Annotated in this window: 10 protein-coding genes; 5 read left to right on the top strand and 5 right to left on the bottom strand. The window is 68.6% G+C overall.

The window, feature by feature from the left end:
- Positions 1–38 precede the first annotated feature (38 nt).
- Positions 39–242, bottom strand: coding sequence for a hypothetical protein (locus tag ABEB12_RS07195; protein WP_185060966.1), 204 nt, complete (start codon positions 240–242; stop codon positions 39–41).
- 489 nt (positions 243–731) lie between these two features.
- On the opposite strand from ABEB12_RS07195, the gene ABEB12_RS07190 reads away from it, so the two are divergent.
- Complete coding sequence (locus ABEB12_RS07190; protein WP_185060965.1) at positions 732–2,261, top strand: alpha/beta hydrolase-fold protein; 1,530 nt, start codon at positions 732–734, stop codon at positions 2,259–2,261.
- A gap of 431 nt (positions 2,262–2,692) precedes the next feature.
- Here the strand turns inward: ABEB12_RS07190 and ABEB12_RS07185 are convergent, their stop codons facing one another.
- The 3 genes from ABEB12_RS07185 to ABEB12_RS07175 all read right to left on the bottom strand — a co-directional run bounded on the left by ABEB12_RS07185 (position 2,693) and on the right by ABEB12_RS07175 (position 5,543).
- Complete coding sequence (locus ABEB12_RS07185) at positions 2,693–2,917, bottom strand: hypothetical protein (protein ID WP_185060964.1); 225 nt, start codon at positions 2,915–2,917, stop codon at positions 2,693–2,695.
- Positions 2,918–4,159: 1,242 nt separating this feature from the next.
- The gene (locus ABEB12_RS07180; protein ID WP_345702630.1) at positions 4,160–4,735 is read right to left on the bottom strand and encodes a pyridoxamine 5'-phosphate oxidase family protein; all 576 of its coding nucleotides are present in this window, start codon (positions 4,733–4,735) and stop codon (positions 4,160–4,162) included.
- Entirely contained in the window at positions 4,722–5,543 is an 822-nt protein-coding gene (locus ABEB12_RS07175; protein WP_185060963.1) for a sigma 54 modulation/S30EA ribosomal C-terminal domain-containing protein, read from the bottom strand. The genes ABEB12_RS07180 and ABEB12_RS07175 overlap by 14 nt, the downstream gene beginning before the upstream one ends.
- A gap of 506 nt (positions 5,544–6,049) precedes the next feature.
- Here ABEB12_RS07175 and ABEB12_RS07170 point away from each other — a divergent pair.
- Both ABEB12_RS07170 and ABEB12_RS07165 read left to right on the top strand, forming a co-directional pair.
- Positions 6,050–6,229, top strand: coding sequence for a hypothetical protein (locus ABEB12_RS07170; RefSeq protein WP_345702629.1), 180 nt, complete (start codon positions 6,050–6,052; stop codon positions 6,227–6,229).
- 359 nt (positions 6,230–6,588) lie between these two features.
- Positions 6,589–7,125: a hypothetical protein gene (locus tag ABEB12_RS07165; RefSeq protein ID WP_185060961.1), complete on the top strand. Its 537-nt coding sequence runs from the start codon at positions 6,589–6,591 to the stop codon at positions 7,123–7,125.
- 1,224 nt (positions 7,126–8,349) lie between these two features.
- Here the strand turns inward: ABEB12_RS07165 and ABEB12_RS07160 are convergent.
- Positions 8,350–8,937, bottom strand: a complete 588-nt coding sequence (locus tag ABEB12_RS07160; protein ID WP_185060960.1) for a hypothetical protein — start codon at positions 8,935–8,937, stop codon at positions 8,350–8,352.
- 400 nt (positions 8,938–9,337) lie between these two features.
- Between ABEB12_RS07160 and ABEB12_RS07155 the strand changes: the two genes are divergently transcribed.
- Positions 9,338–11,143, top strand: coding sequence for an aromatic amino acid lyase (locus tag ABEB12_RS07155; protein ID WP_221497708.1), 1,806 nt, complete (start codon positions 9,338–9,340; stop codon positions 11,141–11,143).
- Positions 11,140–11,823 carry a sortase domain-containing protein gene (locus ABEB12_RS07150; RefSeq protein WP_185060959.1) on the top strand — a complete coding sequence of 228 codons (684 nt, stop codon included), beginning with the start codon at positions 11,140–11,142 and terminating at the stop codon, positions 11,821–11,823. Before ABEB12_RS07155 ends, ABEB12_RS07150 begins: the two co-directional genes overlap by 4 nt.
- The last annotated feature ends 263 nt before the right edge of the window (positions 11,824–12,086 follow it).

Raw genomic sequence — 12,086 nt, 5'->3', positions numbered from 1 at the left:
CGTGCCGACCCGAGTGGCATGGCCGGAGATGGTCGAACTCACAACTTGCCGGGCGGCTCCGGGCTCGTGAGTCGCTGGCGGACGGCACCGGCTGTGCGCGGATCGGTCAGAACCAGGTCGATCATCGTTTCGACCACCTCGCCCACGGAAACCGCCCGGACCTCCAGGTCGGTCGCCAGACCGCGACACCACGCCGCGAGCCGCCGATGCTCACTCGGGGCCAGTTCGATCGGCACCTGCACGCGCCGGGGAAACCCTCCGCGCTGCCGACGGGGCGATGTACCATCTGGTCCGTCCATCGCGCAATGTTAACGATCTACTAAGAACACGGCCGGGTGTCTCGTCCGCCCGCGTGAGGTGGTCGCCATACTCCGACAGGCCGCGGTTCCGCGATCTTGGACTGAGACACGACTCGACCAGCGGGGGAACGCAACCGCCGCGGCCCGGGCGCGACTGTCCCGCGACACGTAAGACAGCCCGGTGCCAGTTAGCCCGTTTCTGATCTCTGTGACGGCCCGGCGTCCAAATTTAAGATCAAGATCTTCCCCAGCGGGTGACCGGGCCGGACAACCGGGGCAGTCGCCCTCAACGCCGCGCTGTTCGGCTTCGTGCCGTTCCACGCCCGGCTGATAGATGAAATAAGTAGACCATTTGGCGTAACCTGACGGCGGCAAGCCCGGTTGATCTGGCAGCTACAGCGTTCAGGTTGTCGGTCGGGGAGGGCTTGGCGCGTGCGGGGCATATCGAGGATCGCGATCATCGTTGGTGTCGTTGCGGCTGTCCTGACCACGGGGCTGGTCTCGTTCGCCGCGGCCGGCGAACCTTCCCGGCCGGACGTGTCGGCACTGCCCGGGCCGTTTCGGGACTGGGGCGTCCGACTCGCCCGGCACGGGGATGACCCGAAGGTGCTCGACCTGGTGTTCAACAGCCCGCTGCTGCACCGGCGGATCACCAACCGGGTCAACCTGCCCGCCGGTTACGCCACCGACGGCAAACGCTGGCCGGTGCTGTACTACCTGCACGGCACGGTGGTCCCGGCGTTGGACAACCCGGCGCTGCGGCCGGTGCTGAACAACGACCTGCTGGCGAAGGAGATCGGCCCCGGCGGCGGGGCGGTGCAGACCGACATCTTCGAGTTCGGCTCGCAGGCCGACCGGGCGCACTTCCTGGTGGTCTCGCCGGACACCGACCCCGGCGAGTCGATCTGCCAGACCTGCGCCTGGATCGACGGCCGCCCCAACGGTCTGCCCGGCGCGCACCCGCTGACCGCGCGGGAGCTGCCCATGGACAGCTACCTGCACAAGGAGCTCTACCCGCTGGTCGAGGCGCTGTTTCACGCCCGTGCCGACCGGGCCGGGCGGGCCGTGGCCGGGTTTTCCATGGGCGGGGTCGCCGCCTACCTGCAGGGCATGCTGCACCCGGACCGGTACGCGCTGGCCGCCTCGGTGAGCGGGCTACTCGACGTCACCGACGACCCGGTGCTGCGGCCCGCCTGGGAAGGCATCGGCTACTGGCGCGACCAGGGCTACGGCACCGGCGCCACCAACTCGCCCGACTGGCACGGGCGCAACCCGAGAGACCTGGTGTCCAACCTGGTGGGCATCGACCTGCCGGTGCTGTCTAGCTCCGGTGACGGCTGCCTGCCACCGACCTCGCTACTCGCCCCGGACTGCCGCCGCTATCCCGCCGCCACCAACCCCGGCGCCGGCGGCGGCGAACGGCTGATCGCCTACCAGTACGACAAACACGCCCGCACACTGCGCGACCGGGGCATCGCCGAAACCCGGGTGCAGTACCCCGGCGTGCACGGCGGCAACAACCACCGGGTATACGCGCAGGACATCGTGCCGCTGGCCAACACGGCGTTCGACCGCGGTGTCAAGACACCGGAGCGGTTCAACTACCGCACGGTGATCACGGACTTCTCGGTATGGGGCTACAACTTCGAAGTGCACCGCGCGCACCCGGAGTTCCTCGAGGTCACCAGCGCCCGCGCCGACGGGCGGGCACTCACCCTGCACGGTTCCGGGGTGGTCCAGATGCTCACCCCGGACAACTTCCACCCCGACCAGACCTACCACGTGATAGCCACCTCGACCGACGGGACAAGCTCCCAGCGGTCGGTGCGCGCCAACCACGACGGCCGACTGCCGATCCGGGTCGACCTCGGCCGCGCCACACCGCTCGACCAAACCACCGACCAGATCCCCCGGGCCGCCCCCCTACCCTCCGAACGCCCGATCCACCTCGAAGTACATTGAGAACAGCCCGTGAACGATATCCGCGCCCCTGCTGGCGCTCGTGGTACGGGCCGCACAGCGGCAGGCCCCCCACACGGTCCGGTCGACCCGGGGTGTCCAGCGCCCTCCCCCGGCACACCCGGCACAAGTAAGCCCGGGCCGCCGCCGCGGATGCCGTGCGCCCCGCCGCTGCAGGCCATCTAGGAACGGCACACCATCGCCACCGGCGACCGGCGACGGCGGGCGAACTCCCGGGACGGGACCGTGTTCCGCCGTGTCAATGTGACATGCCGGGCCAAAACGACTGGCACAACCCTGCCCCACGCACCCGGCGGGCAAACTTCGATGCCACGCCGTCGATCACTGTTGTGCCATGCTAAACGGCCCGCGCAGGTCAGACGCACTAGCCGGGCCAAGATACCTGTCACCGGACAGCGACGCCCGGTCCCCGGTCAGGCGACCGCGGCCGGGGAGTCGACTGGCCGGTCGTTGCGCCGCCAAGTAACCGGGTCCTTCGCGGGGCAGCCGTCGCGACCGCCGCTGTTGGGCGAACGGAGCAACTGAAGCTCCCCGAGCCACTCCGGGGCGAGGATCAGCGCCAGCAACCGGTGCCGGGCGCTGGCCGGGGCGTCCTCCCACCGCGCGGACCCACCCGGCCCCACCAGCCCGCGCAGCACCGACGGGGTGTTCGTCGCCTGATCGAGAGCGCGCCGCCGCCCTCGCCCGAACTACTCGACCAGATCGCCCGGCTGGGTCATCCCCGCGTCGGGGTAGCGCTGGTTGCACTCCCGCGCCAACCGCCACCGCGACCAGCCCAACGCACGCCGCCACGCCACCCGCAGCCCGCATCCCGAACCGGGACCCCATCGCCTCGGCGATCTCCGCGACCGGCGGGCCGGTCACGGTCATCAGCGCGAGTTCCGGCACGCCTGTTGATCGTGACGCGAGCCAGGCCCTTGGACAGGGGACATCCCCCGCTGGATTCCGCGGGGGATGTCGCGCGACTCCTGAGCCGTCTTCGGTGGTCGTCGCTGGGGGTGTACCGCCCACCAGCTTGCCTCCTAAGAGATCTACCCTCCTACCCCTGGTAGCCCACCTACCAGGCCCCCGGTCCGGATCCGGATCCGAGTCCGGCCACAAGACCTCCTCCTCCGCCCGGCCCTTGTGCGTAGGCGGTGCCACCGCTGAGTAGCAGGAGGGGCGCGAGGACGAGGGCGGTGGCGAGGGCGCAGGCGAGCAGGCCGGCGATGGTGCGGAACAGGTCGGACATTGCGTGTATGGACATTGCGGGTACCCCCCGTTGCGCGGCTGGACGTGATCTACGTCATCGTTGGTACAAGTGGTTCGTACGTGACTCAAACCGTGCGATCTTGCGCCACCCGACCGGGAGCCCCTCTCACCCGACCGGAAGCTGCCCCCCGCAACAGTCAGCGGAAAGGGGTCACCCGCATTCCTGGAGCGGGTCAGCGACACACGTCCAGCGCAGCGGGCCGGACTCGGCGGGATGGGGGCGTGGCCGCTACGAGTCGCGTGGCCACATGATCGCCAGCGGCGATGTCCGGCCGCGGACACCGCGTGTCCGGGCACGCCGTGCGGCCTGTCCGGCACGGCCACCGCCGCTACCGCCGAACCCTCGGCAAGCCCTGTGGCGCTTTACACGGGTGTAATGGTGCCGGCCCGCTCATCGATATACGGTTGCCGTGTCCTGATCGACGCCGCCGCCCGGTCTTGGGGAGTCTCGGGCGGCGGCTCGGCGCTCGGACGTGAGTGGTCGGTCTCGTCGTCGTGCGGGTCGTCATGGTGCTGGCGTGATCATGATCGCCGCCAGCGGGCTGGTTCGCGGATGACGCTGCTCAGGGCGATCCCGGCGAGGGTGGCGCACAGCAGCGGGGCGAGCCACTGATCACCGGTCCCGCTCATCATTGTCCCGGCCCGCCGCCGTTGGTCTCACCGCCGGCGTCGTGGGATGCGTTCGGGGTGGGGCGCGCGCCGGCCGGGCTACCCGTACCGGTGGCGTCGGGATGGGTGGTTGGGCCGGTCAGGGCGTATCCGGTGACGATCTGGGGTTCGATCCGGATGACCTGGTCCATCTGGTGGCCACTGATCCACGGCTGGAGCAGATGTTCGTAGCGGCTGATCAGCTCGGGGTCGGTGACCGGGCGGGCCACACCGGTGACCACGACGCTCCACCCAGTGTGGGTGTCGGGATCAATGTGGTCGGCCTGGTAGGCGACCACCTCACCCAGGCGGGAGAGCACGGCCGCGCCGAGGTGGGTGCGGATGATCACGCCACCGTCGTCGAGGAGGTGGTTGACCGGGCGGATCGCCGGCATCGCTTTCTCGGTGAACACCACCCGCCCCAACCCGACGCCGCCGAGCAGCCGCAGTGATTCGGCCCGCTCCAGCCGCCACATCCGCCGCGTCTGATCGCCCGCCGGCTGGCCCGAACCGGTGGGCTGGCGGGTGGTGTGGGGGTGGTGCTCACTCGCCGCCACGTCTGCTCCAGCGTCGGATCTGCGCGTCGATCGCGTGATCGTGGCTGTTTATGGCGGTGAGCAGGGCGTAGTGGCCGTCGTAGCGGCGGTAGAGCACCGCGCCCTGACCGGTGCCGTTCTCGGTGTGGCGGAAGAACAGGAACCGCGAGTCGGTGGCGGCGAGTTGGGCGACCGCCCGCGCGAGGGTGCAGCGGGGGACGGGGTACACGCTGGTGCTGATCGGGAACGCCGTGCCCGGTGGGGGCGGCACAAGCCCGTCGAGGTGGGCCAGCCGGTAACCGGTTGGGCCAACCCGATACACCACCGCGGTCACCCCCGCCCCACCATTACCGTCACCCCCGGCGGTGGAGCGGGGGGTGGTGTCGGTGAACAGGTAGAAGTCGTAGTCGCCGAGGTCCATCAGCAGCGCCGCCCGCCGCGGGTCACACCGGGTCAACCCGTAGCGTTTGGTGCGCACCACCCGCCGATACGCGGCCGGCCGGTGCACCGACTCCGGCCGCGGCACGATCGGTGGCCAGGGGCGCGGTCGGGTGGGGTTGGCCAGCCGATCGAACTGCTCCACGAGCCGGTCAACCAACAGAAGGCTGGCCTCGGCGAAGAACGGGGCGGCCACCTGCGCCCGGATCGGCTGGCCCCGGTACTCCACATTGGCCTGGGCCAGCGCCGCCCACGGCAGCCCCTCCCCCTCAACGCCGGTCAACCGAACCCGTACCGAGGACCACCCCTCACCCAGCCCGCCCAGAAACCACCCGAGGTGTGCCTGTGCCTGCTCCCGCTCGCCCGCCGGCACCGACCCCGAGGCATACACCGCGACACCATTCAGGACCGCCCGATCCACCACTCTGAGTGACCCTCCCACCAGCCCCGACGCCGCGCCACGACAACAGCGAAAAATGTGCCGAACGCACCGAACTGCGAAAAGCTCCCAACCGGGTGCGGTGGTGATCCTCATCGAGACGCACCCGCGGATCAAGGGACCAAAGTCCCCGGAAAAGCGGGCATTTCGCCGGCACTCACCTCGACCACAGTCGATCATCATGGTGCCCGCGGATGCTGGTACTCCAGTCAGATCGTTGGCTATGGCCGTGGTAGTTCTGTCGCTGACAGCGCGGCGCGCGGCATTCTTGAGTACGTACGCGTTCGAGGCTGCCGCCGCCTCAGGGTCAGGCGACCGCGGCCGCGGCGCCGACCGACTGGTCGTTGCGCCGCCACGTCACCCGGTCCCCGCTGAGCTGGGTGGTTCGCTCGGGCACTGGAGGACTCGACGGTGCGCCCAACACGGTCGACCACGACCGAGCCGAACGAATCGCGGCCGTGCGCCGCTGGGCCGAGACATTCGATCTCCACCCCGACCCCAACGCGGTCGCGGGCGCCGTCGAGTACCGCGGTCAGATCGAGAACGTCCCGGTGAGCGTGTGGGCCGTCGTCGACGATGCCGCCTTCTACGGCACCTTCGACCCAGCGCCCGGCGGTGCGCCGGACGACGAGGAGTAGGCCGCCACGAGCCGGTGGCGGGAAACAGCACTCTGCGTACAAACCGACCGGAGGCGTTCTACCCGGACCGCGACGAGGACAACGGCAAGGTCGCCGGACCCGGTGTCATCGTCGAGGCGCCATCCCCGACAGCGCGTCGCGCGAGGGCGGAGCTTTCAAGGTCAAACCGCCCGCGGTGGTGTCGCCCGGCGAGTAGCGTCTACCCGACCAACGCCGCGTCGCGCATCCAGACGCGGCGCGATCAACAAGAAGGGGCGGGGATGGGGCGGTCTTCGAGATGGGCGCGGCGGGACGCGCCGCGCCCATCTCGCCCCGTGATCGCGGATGGTCCTCAGACCCGCGCGTGGATGGACAGATGGTTGTACTGGCACGCGCGCGCCCGGCTTGCCACGGTCGAAGCGGGTGTGCGCCGTGACGTGCGCCGGGAACGGTTGTCGAGCACGCTCGCCGCGCTGAGCGCGGGCGTGCTGGTCACCCTGGCGTACTTCCACGTGGTGCCCGGATTCCAGAAGCTGATCTTGGCGGGCACCATGATCGCGTGTGGGCTGATCTTCACCCATGGGGGACGGTTGTGGGTCGCCCGGGGCCAAGAGGAAATCGTGCGCGAGTGGCGCGAGGCCCTCGAAACCGAGGATGTGGGCATCACGCGGTGGGTCAACCACATTCGGCTCCCGGACGGCGGTGTCATCTACCGCGACGCGGAGACGCAACGCGCGGCTGAGCTTCCCGCGCCCAGGGCGGCCCGGCCGGCACCAGCGATGGCGGGTTGTCAGGCGACGCTCCGCGGTCACGGCCGCACGCGTGAGACCCACGGTCTCGTGACTGGCCGCCCGGGACTCCCCTACCAGACGACGGCCAGCATCCACGGGGGCACCGCGTACATCGCCCAAACTTGATCGGCGACGTTTCGCGGTCCCGTTCCCCGTGAACTCCGAGGGGCTGAAACCCAACTGTCACAGTTGTCACTTGCGCCCCAAGATCATTGCCTGATTCGTAGCGTGCCGCTAGCTTCAACGCCCGCGACGCTCGGAAACCCCCTATTGGGGGGTCATCCCTTTCAGCGGAGCGTGACGCTCGGGGACGTCACCCATGTTGTCGAGGCAGCGAGGTGAGCACCCAATGGCCAATGATCGGCGAACAGACCGCGAGCTTGAAGCCGACACCCTCAAGCGGTGGGCCGACATGTCCGAAAACGAAATCGAGAACGACGCACAGGTCTTGGTTGACGAGGACCGGTAACGACTTTCGCCGGCCTGCCACACTCCCGCCACACTCACGAGCGTTTCCGACAGAGCGGTGACGCGGACGTAGCTGGGACCGATTTCCTCGTTACACCACGGCGCGAGTAGCCGCTGTGTCACGCTCGTGTGCGTCGGGAGCGGCAAGGGACCCGACCGGCCACAGCGGCGCGGCGGCCGGTCGAGTCCCGCCAGGCGTTTCCACGACACGTGCGGTCTCGGTGGCTGACCCCCCGCGGCCACTGAGACCGCCCGATCATGCGTGTTCCTTGAAGCAGGCTCCGTTCCTCAGAATGCGCCGCCGAGTTGGCGCACCCGCGTCATCCAAGCAGGGGGCACGGCACGGTCATGCCCAAACCGGTCGGCGATGAACCACCTACTCTACTCTATTTGTGACGCCGTTATTGGCACAGATTCGGTGTAGCGGATCGGTTTACCTCCCGAATTCCTTGACCTGATTTCTGAAGGGCCAGGATGGAGCTGAGGGACGGGGCCGTGTATGAGTGCTGATGACAAGTCACTACAGGCACGAACACGAATTCTGGAGGCGTGCGTGTCCTCGCGACACCTGGCGGATGGCCGAGCAATTCTTCGGTTCGATCCGCAACCCGGCGCCTACGACCCAACGACGGATCTTGATGTCCTCGGCGTGGATTACGACGTTGCGGTGGTGAAAGGCACAACCGTTCACCAAGGGCGTGTTCACCGGGACTGCGTGTGGTTCGAGGCGCGGTTCTGGCCGCCTGGTCCGGACGTGGACGGACCCCTCTGAGCCCACCGCCGCCAGGCAGACAGGACAACACAACCCCCAGCGGGAACCCGGCGAGCGGCGTTCGACCCGAACACGCACACCCGCCGGGCGCGGCGATACTAGCGCCATGATCACAATGAAGGTCTGAACGGCCACCCGCGCGGATCGTTCGAGGCGCGTCCGCCGAGCGCGCCCAGGGTTTTGGAGGCGATGAACCAGCCGAGCAGTCCGTTGCCGCCGCCGGGTTTGCCTTGGCGCAGCATCCAGAACGGTAGCCAGCCCATCAGCCAGATCACGCCGAGCGCGGCGAACACGAACATGCTCGGGTCGTTGATCGGGGATGCGGGGTCGGGGATGCCGCCGGCGCTGAAGAAGATCCTCAGCGCGATCGCGAGGCACAGGGCTTGGCCGACCTGCCCGACCAGCACCGCCGCCAGGGCGCGCCACCACCAGGCGGCGGCCCGTTCGGCGCCGGGCAGGGCGTAGCAGGCGAGCACCAGCGGGCCGGCGACGAACAGCACGGCGAGGATGGCCAGGCGGATGACGTAGCCGAGCAGCACCGCGGCGACCGCGACCAGCAGCGCCCCGACGGCGACGATGAGCCACATGGCGGCGCCGGTGTCCCCGTCGACCAGGTCCCGGGTGATGGCCTGGCGCAGGATGCCGATGGCGGATAGGGCGGTCGTCGAGATGGGCGCGGCGGGACGCGCCGTGTCCATCTCGCCCTGTGATCGCGGATAGTCATGAGACCCGCGCTTGGATGGACAGGTGGCTCGCCCACCATTACACGTCAAGAAATACGGGTAAATAATCCCGTGTGTTGCGCGTGCATGTGGGCCAAGCACGTTGAGCTCCAGCTTGCCTGCCGGACTGGTGGCGGCTGCTCGTCATCGGCTGTGGAGTTGGTGCGAGATCGTAGGTGTTGGGTTGCGGCTGTGGAAGCGTCCGCTCGTGATCAGGGCCTCATCGTGTTGTTGGTGTTGTGGTTGAGGCCATTGTGACGACAGGGTCGGTTGACGTCGCTCACTGGGGTGGCTCGATCGGGGTCGTCGGATCAGCGGAAGGTCGACGGTGGTCGTTGTGCGGAGCCGTGTTGCCAGGTCGGGTTTTGCGTTCGTGATGGCTGTGGTGTGTGTGGTGCTCGGCGCGCCGCCCGCGTACGGCGCGGGTGCGGCGGTCAGTGTGGGCGGCGGGCAGCTCGCTGTCGCGCAGGTGGTGTCGGTTGCGCGGGCCGATGCGCGGGTCAGCGTGCCCGCCGAGGCGATGGCCAGGGTCGACGCCGGTTTTGGGTTGGTGCTCAAGGCCGCGTTGCAGAACATTCCGGTGTATGGCCTGACCGTGGGTGTGGGGCAGAACAAGGACCGGCCGATCTTCAAGGAGGTCAACGGCCAGCGGGTCCTCTCCGATGAGGTATTGGAGGTCTCCCGCCAGTTCAACCGGAGCTCGCTGCGTGCGCACGCCGCCGGTGTGGGCGACCCGCTACCGGCCGAGGTGGTGCGCGCGGCGATGGTGATCCGGTTGAACAACCTGCTCAGCGGGTCCTGTGGTGCCCAGCCCGACGTCGCCCGCGGGTATGCCGAGTTCTTGAACAAGGGAGTGGTGCCGGTCGTCCCGGCTTCGGGGACGGTGGGCGAGTCAGACATCACCCTGGCCTCGCACATCGGTCTGGTGATGGTTGGCGAGTGGGAGGCGTTTTACCAGGGGCGGCGGATGAGCGGGGCTGATGCCCTCAAGGCTTCCGGGATCGAGCCGCTGCGCCCGGTTGGCAAGGACTTCTTGTGCATCATTAGTAACAACGGGCTGGTTGTCGGGGAGGCCGCGCTGCACGCGCACGACGTCCGGCAGTACCTGCGCCGGGCAGCGACGGTGTTCGCGCTGAGTTTGGAAGGGCTCAACGGCAACGTCGCGCCGTTCCTGGAGGCGACCACGCGGCCTCGCCCGTTCCCCGGGCTGGTCGAGGCGGCCGGGATGGTGCGCGAGGCGCTGGACGGGAGCAGCCTGTGGACGGCGGAGGACAAACGCGCGCTGCAAGATCCGCTGTCCTACCGCGACATGGCCTACAGCCTGGGTAACACGCTGGACGCGCTGCGCGGGGCGGAACAGATGATTGACATTCACATCAACCACACCGAGGACAATCCGATGGTGGTCATCGGCCCCACCGGCGGCGAGCGCCCCGGTAGCAGCCAGATTCGGCGCTACCAGGTCGGTGGCGACACACCGGGTGCGATCTACCCGACCGCGAACTTCGAGCCCCTGCCCGTGGTGGCCGCGGTGGAGCGGCTGTCCCTGGCGCTCGGCACGCTCTCCGAGTCGTTCACCATGAACACGTTGCGGCTGGTCGAACCCGAGGTCACACACCTAAGCCGGTTTTTGGCCGCGCCGGGCAACACCGGACACTCGTTCGGCGCCGTGCAGAAGACCTTCGTGGCGCTCAACACCGAGAACCGGACGCTGGCCATGCCGGTGTCGCTGGGCAGCGTCCCGGTCGCGGGGAATATCGAAGATCGCGCCACGCAGAGCCAACTCGCCGTGCGCAACCTCGGCCGACTACTGGACAACCTGTACCGGATCTCCTCCTTCCAACTCTTGCACGCGACCCAGGCGGTCGACCTGCGCCCAGGGTTCACTCTGGGTAGCTCGACGAAACACCTGCATGACGAGTACCGCAAGGTCGTGCCATTCGTCGACCAGGACCGGGTCTTCACCCCCGACATAGAACGTGGAGTCGCACTGTTGCGCACCCACCCGGTCACGGACAACCGAGGCGAGGGTGACCAGGACTCGGGCACCCCGCCGACCGGCGGGGTGCCCGGTGGCGCCGGCGGCACCGCCACCAACCTGAACCCGTATCTGCTGGGTGGGGGTGTGTTGGTCGCGCTCACCGGCATCGGTCTGCTGATGTCGCGTTACCGGCGCCAGTGAACGCGGCCGACCCGACCACCGACATTGCTTCCGCGGCGTCGGCGGCGTGCTCGCCGGACCAACTCGCCGGCATCGGGCTCATCGCGCTCGGGGCCGCCCTCGTGGTTCTCGCGACCGCGCCGATCCCATCCGATCAAGACCCTGCCCAGCGCACTGCCACCGCACCGCCCACAACCCGGTCCGATGCGTACTCGCCCGACTCGGCGCCGGTTGCCGCGGACGCACTGCCCGACACCGACCGCCCACGCACCCTCCAGATTCCCGCGATCGGGGTCCTGATCGATGGTCTGGTCCCGCTCGGGCGCCGCCCCGATGGCGCACTCACCGTGCCAGACGACTACTCCCGCGTCGGCTGGTACGCCGACGGCCCCGAACCCGGCGAGCCGGGAGCCGCTGTGATCGCCGGTCACATCGACAGCAAGGACGGCCCCGCCGCGTTCTTCCGCCTGCATGAACTACAACCCGGGCAACCGATCATCATCCGCACCACCGGTGGCGCCACCCTCACATTCCTCGTCGAGCGGATCGAGCAGCACCCCAAACAGCGCTTCCCGACCACCACCGTCTACACCACCACCGAACCCTCCCTACGCCTGATCACCTGCGGTGGAACCTTCGACCACCGCGGCAAGTCCTACCGCGACAACCTCATCGTCTACGCCCGCCTTGCCCCAGGCTGACACCTGACCAAGGGTGCCGCTCGCCGCCGGCGCTACCGGGTGACTACCACCCAGTAGGACTGGCTTCCGGATCTCCCCTTTCGTGTGAGAGCTGGACTGCCGTTTCAACCAATGGAGCAGCCAAAGTTCACTCGATGCGAAACTTAATCCGTGATTAGTCACTTGTGGCAGAAAATCTAAGATGGCGTCACCCGGCCGCACGATGGAGCGCGACGGCCGAGCGAGAACTGAAACAATTGCCGGCCATCTTGTCCTGTAGTAGC

The sequence above is a fragment of the Actinospineispora eucalypti genome, assembly GCF_039543365.1.
Lineage (GTDB): Bacteria > Actinomycetota > Actinomycetes > Mycobacteriales > Pseudonocardiaceae > Pseudonocardia > Pseudonocardia eucalypti.
This window is presented reverse-complemented; position numbering and strand designations above follow the sequence as displayed.